This window comes from Glycomyces sambucus (genome assembly GCF_900102815.1).
GTDB lineage: Bacteria > Actinomycetota > Actinomycetes > Mycobacteriales > Micromonosporaceae > Glycomyces > Glycomyces sambucus.
On record NZ_FNGF01000008.1, the window covers coordinates 92,588 to 107,280 of the forward strand.

Here is a 14,693-nt window from a genome sequence, read left to right on the forward strand (position 1 = left end):
CTGCGCGCCCAGCCGTGCGGCGCCTGCCTTCACCAGAGGTCCACATGTCAAGTGCTCCCGACAGCACGGCCGACCCGGCCGTCTCGGAAACTTCGAAGCCCAAGCGGCGCAGACGCATCCCGTTCGCCGCGCAACTGCTCATCGGTCTCGTGCTCGGTCTCGCCCTCGGGTACGTGGCCCGCGAGTGGTCCGTCGCGTGGCTCGGCACCACGCTGGAGACGGTCGGGACGCTGTTCGTGCAGCTCCTGTTCCTGATCGTCCCGTTCCTGGTGTTCACCGCGATCGTGGCGTCGATCGCGAACCTGCGCAATCTCGCGAACGCGGGCCGCCTGGTCGCCAAGACCCTCGGCTGGTTCGCGATCACCTCCCTGATCGCCGTGGTCATCGGCCTGGCGATCGGCCTGACGACGAACCCGGGTGCGGGGATCGAGCTGTCGGGTGCGGCGGCCGCGCCGGAGACGCAGGGGTCGTGGACCGACTTCCTGACCGGGATCGTCCCGACGAACATCGTCGACGCGTTCGTGAACGTGAACGTGCTCCAGATCGTGTTCGTGGCGATCGTCGCGGGCGCGGCGGCGGCGAAGATCGGCGACAAGGCCGAGCCGTTCCTGAAGTTCAACGCCTCGGCGCTGGCGCTGATCCAGAAGGCCCTGTGGTGGGTGATCCGCCTGGCGCCCATCGGCACCGCGGCGCTGATCGGCAAGTCGGTGTACGCGTACGGGTGGGACCTGCTGGAGCCGCTGGCGGTGTTCAGCATCGACATCTACGCGGGCGCGCTGATCGTGCTGCTCATCGTGTACCCGGTGCTGCTGCGCGTGTTCGGGAAGGTCTCACCGGTGCAGTTCTACCGCAAGACCTGGCCGGCGATCCAGTTCGCGTTCGTGTCGCGCTCGTCGGTGGGGACGCTGCCGCTGGCGCAGAAGACGGTGACCGACCGCCTCGGCGTGGACCGCGACTACGCGTCGTTCGCGTCGCCGTTCGGGGCGACGACGAAGATGGACGGCTGCGCCGCGATCTACCCGGCGATCGCCGCGATCTTCGTGGCGCAGGTGTACGGCGTGAGCCTGGGGATCCAGGACTACCTGCTCATCGCGTTCGTGTCGGTGATCGGCTCGGCGGCGACGGCGGGCCTGACGGGCGCGACGGTGATGCTGACGCTGACCCTGTCGACGCTGGGCCTGCCGCTGGAGGGCGTGGGCCTGCTGCTGGCGATCGACCCGATCATGGACATGATCCGGACGGCGACGAACGTGGCCGGCCAGATGGTGGTGCCGGTGATCGTGGCGCGGTCGGAGCAACTGCTCGACCGCGAGGTGTACGACGCGGCGCCGCAGCCGCTGGACGAGGAGTCCGCGTTCGGCGGGGGCGCCGAGCCGGCGTCCTCTGACGAGGGCGGGTCGCCGCGCAAGGGCGATCCGGCGCTGGCGCCGGCGTGATCCGAGGCTTTGTTCTCTCCTGAGTAGCGGGGGGCCGGTCCGTCAGGGCCGGTCCCCCGTTCCCGTCACTGCCGGTCGAGGTAGAGCTGGAGGCCGTCGAGGACGCGGTGGAGGCCGAACTCGAAGTGGTCCTCGACGGGGTCGTCGGGGGCGATGTCGGCGGCGACGCGGGCGAGGTGGGGGAAGCGGCCGGTGTTGGCGGGGTCGGCGAGGAAGCGGAAGAAGTCGGCGGCGGTCTCGCCGGTGGCGCCGATCTCGGGGCGGACGGCGCCGAGGGCGAAGCAGTCGACGGTGAGGACGGCGACGAGTCCGGTGGCGGGGGGCATGCCGACGGCGTCGAGGCGGCCGAGGACCTGGTCGACCCAGCCGGCCTCGTGGGGGCCCATGGGCCGTTCGCCGGTGGCGACGGGGAGGGCCCAGGGGTGGTCGTGGAAGAGGCCGCGCACGGACCGGCCCCAGCCGAGGAGGACGTCGCGCCAGTGGTCGGCCTCGGGGACGGTGATCGGGCCGGCCATGAGGGAGTCGTACATGAGGACGACGAGTTCGTCCTTGCCGGGCACGTGCCGGTAGAGGGACATGACGCCGGAGCCGAGGCGGTCGGCGAGGTGCTTCATCGAGACCTTCTGGAGCCCTTCGGCATCGGCGATGGCGACGGCTTCGGCGACGATGCGCTCGCGGGTGAGTCCGGAGGGGCGTCCGCGCCCGGGGCGGGGTCGGCCGTCGGGCGTGCGGTCGCCCCACAGCAGCTCGTAATCGCCCTGTCCCAACAGAAGCACCCCCTCAGCTCCGGTTCCGCGCGTCGCAAGCCTAGGGCCCGTGCCGGTCTCGCGTGCACCCGCCAAGCGTGCGTATGATGTACGCTTAATAGCGTATCTCATACGCATCGATCGGACCCCACCTCGATCGGAGAGACCCGTGACCCAGACCCTCCCTCAGACCGACGAACGCCCGCCCGGCCGCGAGAAGCCCAAGTGGTACCGGCGCCCCTGGATCGTCCCGCTCTTCGCCGTCGCCGGCCTGTTCGTCGCCGCGCGGCTGCCCTTCTACCTCACCTTCGACACCGGCGACTCGCTCGTCGAACTCCAGGACGCGTTCCCCGAGACCCACTACCTGATGCTCTCGGGCCACATCCTGTTCGGCTCGATCGCCCTCATCACCTGCTCCATGCAGGTCTGGACCTGGCTGCGCACCGAGCACCCCCGGGTCCACCGCGTCTCCGGGCGCCTCTACGTCTTCGCCGGCGTCGTGCCCTCGGGGATCTTCGCGCTCACCGTCTCCCTCATGTCCACCGTGGGCAACGACGGCAAGGTCGGCAACGTCCTGCTCTCCCTGCTGTGGTTCGGCACGACCTTCGCCGGGTTCCTCGCCGCCCGCCGCCGCGACTTCGGCGCCCACCGGCGCTGGATGATCCGCAGCTTCGCCCTCTGCTGGTCCATCGTGGTCAACCGCGTGTGGATCGTCCTGCTCATCCTCATCCTGCTCCCGTTCGAGGACACCTACTACGACGGGGACACCGACGCGCTCATCCAGGACGTCGCCGTCGCCTCCATCTGGCTCTCCTGGGTCGTCAACCTCATGATCGCCCAGTGGTGGCTCGACCGCAGGCCCAAGCACCGCCGCGGCAAGCGCCCTGCCACCAAAGTCGCAGTGAACGCCTAGGACGTGCCACCTTCGGGGCGGCCGGGGCTCCACCCCCGGTCGCCCCGCCGCACCCCCGAAGTCCATGCCGCGGAAGGATTCGCCGCGGCCTCCGGGACGCGATGCTGGAGGCATGGACACCACCACCGCCACCGCGCCGGCCGCCGCCGGGGCCGCGCCCGCCGCGGCGAAGCGGCTGCCGCTCCTCGACGTCCTCCGCGGCGTCGCGATCCTCGGCACGCTCGGCACCAACGTCTGGCTCTTCGCCGGCGCCCACGGCGAGGCCGGCCCGCTCCTCGGCTACGGCATCACCGGTGAGGGCCCCCTCGGCGCCGTCTTCGAACTCCTCGCCAACGGCAAGTTCCTGTCGATGCTCACCGTGCTCTTCGGCGTCGGCCTCGCCATCCAGTTCGCCTCCGCCGAGAAGAAGGGCCGGCGCTGGCCGGGCCGCTACCACTGGCGGGCCCTGTTCCTGTTCGCCGAAGGCACCGTCCACTTCGTCCTGCTGTTCGCGTGGGACGTCCTCATGGGCTACGCCGTCACCGCGATCACCGTCGCCTGGCTCCTCAAGCGCTCCGCCCGCGCCCAGCGGGCCGTCATGTGGACCGCGCTCGGCCTGCACCTGACGGTGGTCGCGCTCCTCACTGCGGCCCAGGTCACCGGCCCCGGCAACGACCCGTCGCGCGACGCCGAGGTCGCCGCGCTCTACGCCGACGGCTCCTGGCTCGACCAGGTGCGGTTCCGCCTCGACCACGCGCTCGTCTTCCGCATCGAGCCGATCATCACCTTCCCGCTCCTGGTGTTCCTGTTCCTGCTGGGCGTCAGGCTGTTCCGCGCCGGGGCGTTCGGCGCCGACGACGCGGGCCGGCGCATCCGGGCCCGCTTGACGGCCTGGGGCCTGGGCGTCGGCCTGCCGCTCAACATCGCCGTCATGTTCGCGCCCGACGACTTCGTGTACCTGGAGCGGTACGCCGTCGCGCCGGTCGTCATGCTCGGCTACATCGGCCTGACCGGGTTCCTCGTCGAGCACGTGCGCCGCGGACCCGTCACGGCCGCAATCGAATCGCTCGGGCGCACCGCGCTCAGCGGCTACATCCTCCAGAACCTGCTCGCCTCGATCGCCTGCTACGGCTGGGGACTCGGGCTCGCCGCCCGGTTCGGGACGGAGGCGTGGTTCGCACCCGCGCTCTGGCTCGGCATCAGCGTCGTCCTGCTCGCCGGGTCCCGGCTGTGGCTGCGCCGCTTCGCGAACGGCCCGGCCGAAGCGCTCCAGAAGGCCGTCCTGCGCTGAGGCGCGACAGCAAAGAGGTGCGGGCCGGTTCGAGATCGGCCCGCACCTCGCCTCACCCGGTCGGGTCAGGTCGCGACCGCCTCGCGGTCGCGGGTCATGCGGCGGCGCAGCAGCGACGCCAAGGGCCACAGGGCGATCACCAGGATGACGCCGTACACGGTCCACGCGACCGGCCCGCCGAGCAGGCCCGACGCCTCGCCGCCCGAGAGCTGGAGCGCCATGCGCGCCTGCCGCTCGGCCATCGGGCCGAGGATCACGCCCACGATCATCGGCAGCATCGGGATCCCGAAGCGCCGCATCGCGAGTCCGATCAGGCCCAGCGCGAGCAGCACGAACAGCTCGAACGACTGGCCGCTCGTCGCGTACGCGCCCATCGACGCGAAGAACAGGATCCCCGCGAACAGGTACGGCTTCGGGATCCGCAGCAGCTTCACCCACACCGGGATGAGCGGCATGTTGAGCACCAGCAGCATCGCGTTGCCCACGAACAGGCCCGCGATGAGCGTCCACACCAGCGCCGACTCCTTCTCGAACAGGAGCGGGCCCGGCTGGATCCCGTAGGTCTGGAACGCCGCCAGCATGACCGCCGCGGTCGCGTTGCACGGCAGGCCGAGTGCGAGCATCGGCACCAGCGTGCCCGCCGCGGAGGCGTTGTTCGCCGCCTCCGGGCCCGCGACGCCCTCGATCGCGCCGTTCCCGAACTCGCCCTTGTGCTTCGAGAGCCGCCGCTCGGTCACGTACGACAGGAACGTCGGCACCTCCGCGCCCCCGGCCGGGACCGCCCCGAACGGGAAGCCCAGCGCCGAGCCGCGCAGCCACGGGCCCCACGAGCGGCGCCAGTCGCTGCGCCCCATCCACACCCGGCCTACCGGGATGATCTCGTCCCTGCCGCTGCGGCGCCGCGCCGCGGTCCACAGCGCCTCGCCCACGGCGAACGCGCCGACCGCGACCACGACGATGTCGATCCCGTTGGCCAGCTCCGGCACCCCGTACGTGAGCCGCTGCTGGCCGGTCACCGCGTCGATCCCGATCGTCCCGATCACCAGGCCCACCAGGAGCGAGGCGAATCCGCGGATGCGCGAGGAGCCGAGCACCGACGCGGTCGCCACCAGCGCGAGCACCATGATCGCGAGGTACTCGGGCGCGCCGAGGCCGATCGCGAACTCCACGGTGATCGGGGTGACGAACACGAGCGCGATCGTCGCGATCGTCCCGGCCACGAAGGAGCCGATGGCCGCGGTCGCGAGGGCCTGGCCGCCGCGCCCGTTGCGGGCCATCTTGAACCCTTCGAGGACCGTCACCACCGACGACGACTGGCCCGGCGTGTTCAGCAGGATCGCCGTGGTCGAGCCGCCGTACATGCCGCCGTAGAAGATCCCGCCGAACATGATGAACGCCTGGGTCGGCTCCATCCCGTACGTGATCGGCAGCAGCAGCGCGATCGCCATCGCCGTGCCCAGGCCCGGGAGCATCCCCACGGCGGTGCCGATGGTGACGCCCAGGAGCGCGATGAGCAGGTTCCCGGGGGTGAGGATCGCGGCGAAGCCGTCGAGGAGGGAGTTGAGGTTGTCCATCCCCGCCCCCTACAGGATTCCCTGGAGCACGCCGGCGGGCAGGCCGAGGCCCAGGCCGATCGCGAACCCGTAGAACGTGGCCAGGCCGAGGACGACCGCGGCGGCGAGTGTGAGGAAGTACCGGCGCGAGCCGAGCACGATCGCGGCGCCCCAGAACAGGAGCGAGCCGGAGATCACCCAGCCGAGCCAGTCGATGAGCAGCGCGTTCGCGATGAACACGGCGCACAGCAGGCCCACGGTCTTGAAGTCGAGCCTGTCGCCGGCGTTGGCGCCCTCGTCCTCGCCGTGGCCGCCGCGCACGGTGTCGAGCGCGTAGAACGCGGCCACCGCGAACAGCAGGACGCCGAGGATGATCGGGACCGGCTTCGGGCCGATCGGGTCGTTCGAGGCGGTGAACCCGCCCAGGCGCGCGGCGTCGACGATGACGAGGACGCCGAGCACCGCGAGGAACCCGCAGACCCACAGCTGCTGGAGGTCGCGGCCCGGTTTCGCCTCGGCCGCAGCGGTGTCGGCGCCGCCGCCCCCGGGCGCGCCGGTCGGTGCGGCCGCGTCGTCCGCGGCGCCCGACGCCGCGGACGGGTCCTCGACCGCGCCCTCCGCCTTGTCGGCGTCCGTCATGCCAGGCCCAGCTCTTCGAGGGTCGCCGCGACGGTGTGGTCCTGGTCGGAGAGGAAGTCGCCGAAGTCGCTGCCGGTCATGAACGCGTCGGTCCAGCCCTGCTTCTCCAGTTCCTCCTGCCACGCCGCCGAGTCGTGCATGGTCGTGAGCGCTTCGGTCCACTTCTCGACGTCGGCGTCCCCGATCCCGGGCGGGGCCACCCAGCCGCGCCAGTTCGTGAACACCAGGTCGATCCCCGACTCCCCGAACGTCGGCGCGTCCGGCACGACGTCGACCCGCTCGGAGCCGGAGGTCGCCAGGACCCGCAGCTGCCCGGCCTCGATCTGGTCGATGAACTCGCCGACCCCGCTGGCGCCGAAGGAGACCTTCTCGCCCAGGAGCGCGGGCAGGAGCTCCCCGCCGCCGTCGTAGGACACGAAGTTGACCTGCACCGGGTCGATGCCGACGGCGTTCGCCAGCCGCATCGGCAGCAGGTGGTCGGGGCCGCCGGGGGAGGAGCCGCCGCCGACGGTCACGTTGTCCAGGTCCGCGGACCAGGCCGCGACCAGGTCCTCGATCGTCTGGAACGGGGAGGCCACGGGCACCACGATCGCCCCGGACTCCTCCACGAGCTTCGCCAGCGGGGTGGTGCCCGTCAGCTTCGCCTCGGAGTTCTGCGTGTACGAGGCGCCCACGACGCCCAGGCCCATCTGCATGGCGAGGTCGCCGTTGCCCTCCTCGCCCACCATCCGCTGGAGGCCGACGGTGCCGCCGGCGCCTTCGAGGTTGAACACCTCGATCGCGCGGGCGATCTCCTCGTCCTCCATGATCCGGGCGATGGAGCGGGCGGTCGTGTCGTAGCCGCCGCCGGGGCTGTTGGGCACCATGATGCGCAGACCGGTGAGGGGTCCGTCGCCCGATCCGTCCTCGGCGGTGAGGCCGCACGCCGAGGCCGCCGCGAGCGCCGGGACGGCCGCCGCAGCACTGAGGAGGGCCCTCCGGGGAAATTTCATCGTCGCTGCTCTTTCATTTCGAGGGTGGTGTGAGAGACGATGGTCACCCCGGCGCGGCCCCTGCGTCAGCCTTGTGTCCGTATCGATCATTGAGTTCATTGTGTTCAGGCCACTCCGCCCGACCCTCGCCGGGCAGCTCCTCCTCTTCCAGCTCACGGTGATCCTCCTGGTGCTCGCCGCCGTCGCGGGGCTCTCGCTGGCGCAGTCGGCCGCGGTGTTCGGCGCCGAGCAGGGGCGGCGGGTCGTGCAGCTCGCCGAGTCCGTCGCCGCCTCCGACCTCGTGCGCGGGCGCCTGCCCGAACCGGCCCCGGCGCAGACGCTCGCCCCGCAGATCCAGGCCGACCGCGAACGCTGGCAGGTCTCCTCGGTGACCGTCGCCGACGCGGACGGCAAGGTCGTCGCCTCCACGAACCCGCTGCTCATCGGCACGTACCTGCCGCTGGGCGCGGGCGTCCTCGAGGGGCGCGGCTGGCGCGGCGAGATCGAGCTCGGGGGCCGCACCGAACTGGTCGGGCAGGTCCCGGTGCTCAGCGCCGAGGAGTCGAGCCTCGGGGTGCAGCTCGGCGTCGCCGTCGTCGGCCAGGAGGTCCCGACGCTCGCCGAGCTCCTGGTCGAGGCCACGCCGACGCTGCTGCTGTACCTGGGGGTCGCCAGCGTCCTCGGCGTGGCCGGGTCCTGGCTGCTGACGCGGCGCATCAAGCACCAGACGTTCGGCATGGAGCCGAGGGAGATCGCCGGGCTCGCCGAGCACCGCGAGGCGATGCTGTACGGGATCGCCGAGGGCGTGGTCGCCCTCGACGACCAGCACCGGGTCACGCTCGTCAACGACGTCGGCCGGCGCCTCCTCGACCTCCCCGACGGCGCGGTCGGGCGCACCCTCGACGACCTCGACCTGACCGCGCGATTGCGCGACGTCCTCTCCGGCACCGTCACCGGCTCCGACCAGGTGGTGCTCCAGGGCAACCGGGTCCTGGTCGTCAACCGGATGCCGGTGGACAAGGACGGGCGCGCGCTCGGCGCCGTCGCCACCCTGCGCGACCGCACCGAACTCGCGCAGCTGGAGCGCGACCTCGGGTCGTTCCGGTCCACCGCCGAGGCCCTGCGCGCGCAGGCCCACGAGTTCGACAACAAGCTGCACACGATCTCCGGGCTCATCCAGATCGGCGAGCAGGACGAGGTCGTCCGGTTCATCGACGCGCTCAACCGGCACCGGCAGTCCCTCGACCTGTCGATCGGGGAGCCCATCCGCGACAAGGCCATCGCCGCGCTCCTCATGGCCAAGTCCGCGCAGGCGTCCGAGCGGCAGGTCCGCCTCGACGTCGCACCCGGCAGCGCCCTCGGGCCGCTGGCCCCCGAGGACTCCGCCGACGTCGGCACCGTCCTGGGCAACCTCGTGGACAACGCCGTCGACGCCGCCGCCGGGGCCCCGAGCCCGCTCCCAGACCCCGCCTGGGTGTCGGTCGACGTCCGCGACACCGAAGGGGGCGTGCGGATCACGGTCACCGACTCCGGTCCCGGCGTCCCGCCCGAGACCGCCGAGGAAGTGTTCGCGCACGGGTTCACCACGAAGGCCGCGGCCGGCGAGCACGGGATCGGACTGGCGCTCACCAGGCTCGTGTGCGAGCATCACGGCGGCGGCGTGCACGTCGCCAACACCGCCGACGGCGCCCGCTTCACCGCCGTCCTGCCCCTGCTCGGCGGGCGGACCGCTCCGCCCCGCGCCCGCGCCAACGACGGCTGAGGAACCGACATGATCGATGTGCTGGTGGTCGACGACGACTTCCGCCTCGTCAACATCCACCGCGGCTTCGTCGAGCGCACCCCCGGATTCCGGGCGGTCGCCTCGGCCCGCACCGGCGAGGAGACCCTCGCCGCCCTCGACGAGCACCGCCCCGACCTCGTCCTCCTCGACCTGTACCTGCCCGACGTGTTCGGCCTCGACCTGGTGCGCCGCATGCGGGCCGAAGGCCACGAGACCGACGTCTTCGTCATCTCCGCGGCCCGCGAGTCCGAGGCCGTCCGCGCGGCCGTGCGCCTCGGCGTCGTCTCCTACCTCCTCAAGCCCTTCGGCTTCGACGAGTTCCAGGAGCGCCTGGAGCAGTACGCGAACCGCCGCGCCGGCCTCGCGATGGCCGTCCGCGACCAGGCCGACGTCGACCGCGCCTTCGCCCGCACCGGCGCCGCGACCGCCATGCCGAAGGGCTTCAGCACCGAGACCGCCCAGCTCGTCGAGGCCGCCCTCCGCGACGCCGACGGCTCCCTCTCCGCCGCCGAGTGCGCCGAGCGCATCGGCGTCTCCCGCGTCAGCGCCCGCCGCTACCTCGAACACCTCGCCGAACGCGGCAGAGCCGAAGTCGCCCTCAAATACGCCGGCCGAGGCCGCCCCGAACGCCGCTACCGCTGGCGCTGACCGGGAGGCACCGCCGGACCTCATGGGCAATGAATGGGCAACGGCCGGGCGAGAGCCCGGCCGTTGCTTCGTCTATGGGCCGCGTGAACTGCGGCGACATGTGGTCCTGGTGGAGTCTAGGGGAATCGAACCCCTAACCCCCGCCTTGCAAAGGCGGTGCTCTGCCAATTGAGCTAAGACCCCTCGCGGGCCGGCGGTGAGGCCGGTCCGTTCGAGTATCCCCGCCGCGCAGGCGGCAACAGCGAGGATACCCGCAGCGCAGTGAGCTGGCTAACGCGATTCGCTAGCGCACGTCCTCCGCGGAGGTGGTGGCCTCGTGCCACAGGGTGCGGTCGTCGTTGATCGACTTGACCTTCTTGGCGACCACGAACGCGACCGTCGCCACGCCGGCGACGATCAAGATCTTCTTCCACATGGACCCAGGCCCCCATATCAGAGATTGCCGCGTACAGCAATGCCGCGGTCGGCATCGCGCGATGCGCCTCAGCATAGCGAACTGCGGTACGCCGGACCGTCCGGCTCTGGGCCCGCACGCTCAATACCGGATGCCCGGCGTGTCGCGAGGCCCGGTGTCGCGCGGCCCGGTGAAGAAGGTCTTCGCGGCCGCGAGCGCCGCCGCGTCGCGCAGGACCTGCCCGGGCCGCGACCCGTACCCCAGGAGCACGCCCCGCCACTCCATGCCCATGTACTCGGCCGAGAGGCGCAGAGTCCCGGCGAGGGGTTCGGCGACGTCGGGCTCCTCGTCGCCTTGGACGGTGACGCCCCACAGGCGCCGCCCGCCCATGCGGGCCTTGAAGTCCAGGCCGGGCACGCGCAGCCACCCGGACCAGTGGTCGAGGTAGTTCTTGACCGAGCCGGACACGGAGTACCAGTACAGCGGGGAGGCGATGACGACGTCGGTGGCCGCGAGGGTCGCGTCCTGGAGGGTCTTCTCGGCGCCCTCGGCCGCCGGGGTCCGCCCGTCGCCGAGGTGGCGGAGGTCCCGGAACGGCGGCAGGTCGAGGTCGGACAGGCGCAGCCACCGCTGCGCGGCCTCGGGTTCGAGGTGCTCGGCAGCGGCGCGGACGAGGGTCTCGGTGTTGCCGCCGGTGCGGGAGCTGCCGAGGAGGAACAGGAACGAGCGGGGCGAGTCGGCCATGGCGGAGCGCTTTCGGAGCGGGGACGAGGGGTCACCAGGTTCAAGGCCGCGCGGCGGCCCGGGTATTCCGGGCAAGAAAAAACCCGCCGTGTCCGGCGGGTGTTGGTGGGCGTACCAAGACTCGAACTTGGGACCTTCGAGTTATCAGCTCGACGCTCTAACCACCTGAGCTATACGCCCTTGCATCGGCCGCTCATCGGCGGCGCTGGGAAAGATTACCCCACGTTCGCCGCGTGCGCGAATCAGGGGGCCTCCCTCAAGGGACGGGCATCACTGCGTCCTTGGGCACTGTCCCTGGCACTCCCGCGGAACGGCGGAGCGCCCGCGGCCACCGGCCGCGGGCGCTCCGTCAGGTCAGTGCTAGTCGCGCTCGGCGAGCGTGACCTCGACGCCGCCCACGAGGTCGGCGCACACGTTGTAGATGAACGACCCGAGGGTCGCCAGGGCGGTGAACAGGACCATGTTCACGACGCCGAGCAGGGCCGCGGCCCCGATGACGCCCTTCGCGGTGATCCTGAAGCCTTCAGTGGCCGCCGCGCCCGAGTCCGCGTTCGAGCCCATGAGCATCTGGAGCATGTCGTTGACGGTGTCGAACACGCCCATCGCGTCGAGCGCGATGTACAGGACGGTGGTCGCCACGACCATGACGATGAACAGCACGATCGACACGGCGAACGCGAACTTCATCACCGACCACGGGTCGATCCGCTTGAGCCGCAGGCGGGCCCGGCGCGGACCCCGCGCCGCGGCCTGGCTGACGGCCGCGCGGGCCGCGCGCACCGCGTCGGCGACGCGCGCCGACGAGGCGACCCCCGCGGCCTGCTGGGCCGCGGTGTTGCCGGTGGGCCCGGTCGACTGCGGGATCGGCACCGCCTCCGGCGTCAGCGGGGGCGGCGTCATGCCCGGAGGGCGCCGCAGCGTCAGCGTCTGGTCCTGCGCGGGCGCGGGCGCCGGTTCGGGCGTCACGTCCGGTTTCGACGTGCCCGCCTCGGCCGGCTTCGCTTCGGACGGCTCGGAGGGCAGCTCCGGCACGTCGTCCTCGCGCTCGGTCTCCGCTGCGGTGGCCTTCGCGTCGGTCATCTACTCGTCCTGCCCCTCATCGGGTTCCGGTTCCTCGGCGCTCCTGGTGATGGCGAGCAGCGACACTTCCTCGGGCAGGTCGATCAGCTTGACGCCCTGGGTGTTGCGGTCCGACGTCTGCCGGACCGGCTTCACAGGAGTCCTGATGACCCCTCCCTCCGAGGTGATCGCGAACAACTCGTCGTCGGGCGTCACCGACAGCGCCCCAACCAGGTCGCCGCGCCGTTCCGTGATCTTAGCCGTCAGGACGCCCTTGCCGCCGCGGCCCTGCTGCGGATACGCGTCGACCGGAGTCCGCTTCGCGTAACCGCGGCTGGTGGCCACGAGGATGTCCATATTATCGCGGAGCACGATCATGGTGAGCAATTCGTCGTCCCCGACGAACCGCATCCCGATCACGCCGCTCGTCGCCCGGCCCATCGGCCGCAGCGCCTCGTCGGTGGCCTGGAACCGGATCGACTGCGCCTTGCGCGACACCAGCAGCAGGTCGTCCTCCTGCTGGATGAGCGAGGCGCCGACCAGCTCGTCGCCGTCGCGCAGGTTGATGCCGATGAGGCCGCCCGTGCGCGGGGAGTCGAAGTCGGTGAGCTTGGACTTCTTCACCAGGCCGTTGCGGGTCGCCAGCACCAGGTACGGCGTCACCTCGTAGTTCGCCATCTGGATGACCTGGGCGATCGTCTCGTCCGGGCCGAACGCGAGGATGTTCGCCACGTGCTGCCCGCGGGCCGTGCGGCTCGCCTCCGGCAGCTCGTACGCCTTCGCGCGGTACACGCGGCCCTTGTTCGTGAAGAACAGGATCCAGTCGTGCGTGGTGCACACGAAGAAGTGGCTGACGATGTCGTCCTGCTTGAGCTGCGCGCCCTGGACGCCCTTCCCGCCGCGCTTCTGCGAGCGGAACGAGTCGGTGGTCGTGCGCTTCACGTACCCGCCGCGGGTGATCGTCACCACGATGTCCTCGCGGGCGATGAGGTCCTCCATGGACACCTCGCCGGCGTCGGGCAGGATCTGCGTCCGGCGCTCGTCGCCCCAGCGGGCCACGACCGCGCCGAGCTCCTCGCGGATGATCGCGCGGACCCGCTCGGGCTTGGCGAGGATGTCGGCCAGGTCGGCGATCTTCGCCTCGATCTCGGCCAGCTCGTCGATGATCCGCTGCCGCTCCAGCGCCGCGAGGCGGCGCAGCTGCATGTCGAGGATCGCGACGGCCTGGACCTCGTCGACGTCGAGCAGGCTCATGAGGCCCTGCTTCGACTCCTCGGCCGAGGGCGAGCGGCGGATGAGCGCGATCGTCTCGTCGAGCAGGTCGAGGGCCTTCGCGAGGCCGCGCAGGATGTGGGCGCGCTCCTCGGCCTTGCGCATCCGGTACCGGGTGCGGCGGACGATGACGTCGACCTGGTGCGCCACGTAGTGGCGGACCATCTGCGCGATGTTCAGCGTCCGCGGGACCCCGTCGACCAGCGCGAGCATGTTCGCGCCGAACGTGTCCTGGAGCTGCGTGTGCTTGTACAGGTTGTTGAGCACGACCTTCGGGACCGCGTCGCGCTTGAGCACGACCACGATCCGCATGCCGGTGCGGCCCGAGGACTCGTCGCGGATGTCGGCGATGCCGCCGAGCTTGCCCTCCTTGACGAGGTCGGCGATGCGCTCGGCCAGGTTGTCGGGGTTGACCTGGTACGGCAGCTCGGTGACGACCAGGCACGGGCGGCCCTTGGTGTCCTCCTCGACCTCGATCACCGCGCGCATCTTGATCGAGCCGCGGCCGGTCCGGTAGGCGTCCTCGATCGCGGCGCGCCCGAGGATGGTCGCGCCGGTCGGGAAGTCGGGGCCGGTGATGATCCCGAGGATCGCCTCCAGGGCCTCCTCCTCGGTGGCGTCGAAGTGCTCCAGGCACCAGTCGACGGCCCTGGCGACCTCGCGGAGGTTGTGCGGCGGGATCTTGGTGGCCATGCCGACCGCGATGCCCTCGGAGCCGTTCACCAGGAGGTTCGGGATGCGGCTGGGGAGGATCGTCGGCTCGGTGGTCTTGCCGTCGTAGTTCGGCTCGAAGTCCACCGACTCCTCGTCGATGTCCCGCAGCATCTCCATGGCGAGCGGTTCGAGGCGCGACTCGGTGTACCGGTGCGCGGCGGCCGGGTCGTTGCCGGGGGAGCCGAAGTTGCCCTGGCCGTCGATGAGCGGGTAGCGCAGGCTCCACGGCTGGGCCATGCGGACCAGCGAGTCGTAGATCGCGCCGTCGCCGTGCGGGTGGAACTGGCCCATCACGTCGCCGATGACGCGCGAGCACTTCACGTACCCGCGGTCGGGGCGGTAGCCGCCGTCGTACATCGCGTACAGGATCTTGCGGTGGACCGGCTTGAGGCCGTCGCGGACGTCGGGCAGCGCGCGCCCGACGATGACGCTCATCGCGTAGTCGAGGTAGGAGCGCGACATCTCCACTTCGATGCCGACCGGTTCGATGCGGCCGTGGCCCTCGGGGATCTCCAGCTGGTCTTGGTTGTTCTCAGGCACCAGTGCTTCCT

Annotated in this window: 13 protein-coding genes and 2 tRNA genes; 5 read left to right on the forward strand and 10 right to left on the reverse strand. The window is 71.3% G+C overall.

The window, feature by feature from the left end; all coding sequences use genetic code 11:
* Window positions 1-44 precede the first annotated feature (44 nt).
* Window positions 45-1,436, forward strand: coding sequence for a dicarboxylate/amino acid:cation symporter (locus BLS99_RS22260; RefSeq protein ID WP_091053932.1), 1,392 nt, complete (start codon window positions 45-47; stop codon window positions 1,434-1,436).
* Between the two features lie 65 nt (window positions 1,437-1,501).
* Here the strand turns inward: BLS99_RS22260 and BLS99_RS22265 are convergent, their stop codons facing one another.
* Window positions 1,502-2,203 carry a TetR/AcrR family transcriptional regulator gene (locus BLS99_RS22265; RefSeq protein WP_176953482.1) on the reverse strand — a complete coding sequence of 234 codons (702 nt, stop codon included), beginning with the start codon at window positions 2,201-2,203 and terminating at the stop codon, window positions 1,502-1,504.
* Window positions 2,204-2,351: 148 nt separating this feature from the next.
* On the opposite strand from BLS99_RS22265, the gene BLS99_RS22270 reads away from it, so the two are divergent.
* Entirely contained in the window at window positions 2,352-3,095 is a 744-nt protein-coding gene (locus BLS99_RS22270; RefSeq protein WP_245712373.1) for a DUF2306 domain-containing protein, read from the forward strand.
* Window positions 3,096-3,207: 112 nt separating this feature from the next.
* Window positions 3,208-4,365: a DUF418 domain-containing protein gene (locus tag BLS99_RS22275; protein WP_091053934.1), complete on the forward strand. Its 1,158-nt coding sequence runs from the start codon at window positions 3,208-3,210 to the stop codon at window positions 4,363-4,365.
* A gap of 65 nt (window positions 4,366-4,430) precedes the next feature.
* Here the strand turns inward: BLS99_RS22275 and BLS99_RS22280 are convergent, their stop codons facing one another.
* The 3 genes from BLS99_RS22280 to BLS99_RS22290 are packed head-to-tail and all read right to left on the reverse strand — an operon-like array spanning window position 4,431 to window position 7,549.
* Window positions 4,431-5,939: a tripartite tricarboxylate transporter permease gene (locus BLS99_RS22280; RefSeq protein WP_091053935.1), complete on the reverse strand. Its 1,509-nt coding sequence runs from the start codon at window positions 5,937-5,939 to the stop codon at window positions 4,431-4,433.
* A gap of 9 nt (window positions 5,940-5,948) precedes the next feature.
* Window positions 5,949-6,557 carry a tripartite tricarboxylate transporter TctB family protein gene (locus BLS99_RS22285; protein WP_091053936.1) on the reverse strand — a complete coding sequence of 203 codons (609 nt, stop codon included), beginning with the start codon at window positions 6,555-6,557 and terminating at the stop codon, window positions 5,949-5,951.
* Window positions 6,554-7,549 (reverse strand): Bug family tripartite tricarboxylate transporter substrate binding protein, encoded by a 996-nt coding sequence (locus tag BLS99_RS22290; RefSeq protein ID WP_218126795.1) that lies wholly within the window; start codon window positions 7,547-7,549, stop codon window positions 6,554-6,556. Before BLS99_RS22290 ends, BLS99_RS22285 begins: the two co-directional genes overlap by 4 nt.
* 100 nt (window positions 7,550-7,649) lie before the next feature.
* On the opposite strand from BLS99_RS22290, the gene BLS99_RS22295 reads away from it, so the two are divergent.
* Window positions 7,650-9,290 carry a sensor histidine kinase gene (locus BLS99_RS22295; RefSeq protein WP_218126796.1) on the forward strand — a complete coding sequence of 547 codons (1,641 nt, stop codon included), beginning with the start codon at window positions 7,650-7,652 and terminating at the stop codon, window positions 9,288-9,290.
* A 9-nt stretch (window positions 9,291-9,299) separates the two neighbouring features.
* Window positions 9,300-9,959, forward strand: coding sequence for a response regulator (locus tag BLS99_RS22300; RefSeq protein ID WP_091053938.1), 660 nt, complete (start codon window positions 9,300-9,302; stop codon window positions 9,957-9,959).
* 107 nt (window positions 9,960-10,066) lie between these two features.
* Here the strand turns inward: BLS99_RS22300 and BLS99_RS22305 are convergent.
* From BLS99_RS22305 to gyrA, 6 genes are all read right to left on the reverse strand, one after another.
* Window positions 10,067-10,142, reverse strand: a tRNA-Ala gene (locus BLS99_RS22305).
* Window positions 10,143-10,242: 100 nt separating this feature from the next.
* On the reverse strand, window positions 10,243-10,374 hold the full coding sequence (locus BLS99_RS26690) for a DLW-39 family protein (RefSeq protein ID WP_218125197.1): 132 nt from the start codon (window positions 10,372-10,374) through the stop codon (window positions 10,243-10,245).
* A gap of 120 nt (window positions 10,375-10,494) precedes the next feature.
* The gene (locus BLS99_RS22310) at window positions 10,495-11,097 is read right to left on the reverse strand and encodes a flavodoxin family protein (RefSeq protein WP_091053939.1); all 603 of its coding nucleotides are present in this window, start codon (window positions 11,095-11,097) and stop codon (window positions 10,495-10,497) included.
* Between the two features lie 103 nt (window positions 11,098-11,200).
* Window positions 11,201-11,277: transfer RNA gene (locus BLS99_RS22315), tRNA-Ile, on the reverse strand.
* A 180-nt stretch (window positions 11,278-11,457) separates the two neighbouring features.
* On the reverse strand, window positions 11,458-12,177 hold the full coding sequence (locus BLS99_RS22320) for a DUF3566 domain-containing protein (RefSeq protein ID WP_091053940.1): 720 nt from the start codon (window positions 12,175-12,177) through the stop codon (window positions 11,458-11,460).
* The gene (gyrA, locus tag BLS99_RS22325) at window positions 12,178-14,682 is read right to left on the reverse strand and encodes a DNA gyrase subunit A (protein ID WP_091053941.1); all 2,505 of its coding nucleotides are present in this window, start codon (window positions 14,680-14,682) and stop codon (window positions 12,178-12,180) included.
* Window positions 14,683-14,693 lie beyond the last annotated feature (11 nt).

Bases quoted from the DNA above. Each gene is read 5' to 3' on its own strand.
- BLS99_RS22260 (WP_091053932.1), top strand. From the start codon at position 45: ATGTCAAGTGCTCCCGACAGCACGGCCGACCCGGCCGTCTCGGAAACT.
- BLS99_RS22275 (WP_091053934.1), top strand. From the start codon at position 3,208: ATGGACACCACCACCGCCACCGCGCCGGCCGCCGCCGGGGCCGCGCCC.
- BLS99_RS22280 (WP_091053935.1), bottom strand. From the start codon at position 5,939: ATGGACAACCTCAACTCCCTCCTCGACGGCTTCGCCGCGATCCTCACC.
- BLS99_RS22285 (WP_091053936.1), bottom strand. From the start codon at position 6,557: ATGACGGACGCCGACAAGGCGGAGGGCGCGGTCGAGGACCCGTCCGCG.
- BLS99_RS22290 (WP_218126795.1), bottom strand. From the start codon at position 7,549: ATGAAATTTCCCCGGAGGGCCCTCCTCAGTGCTGCGGCGGCCGTCCCG.
- BLS99_RS22300 (WP_091053938.1), top strand. From the start codon at position 9,300: ATGATCGATGTGCTGGTGGTCGACGACGACTTCCGCCTCGTCAACATC.
- BLS99_RS26690 (WP_218125197.1), bottom strand. From the start codon at position 10,374: ATGTGGAAGAAGATCTTGATCGTCGCCGGCGTGGCGACGGTCGCGTTC.
- BLS99_RS22310 (WP_091053939.1), bottom strand. From the start codon at position 11,097: ATGGCCGACTCGCCCCGCTCGTTCCTGTTCCTCCTCGGCAGCTCCCGC.
- BLS99_RS22320 (WP_091053940.1), bottom strand. From the start codon at position 12,177: ATGACCGACGCGAAGGCCACCGCAGCGGAGACCGAGCGCGAGGACGAC.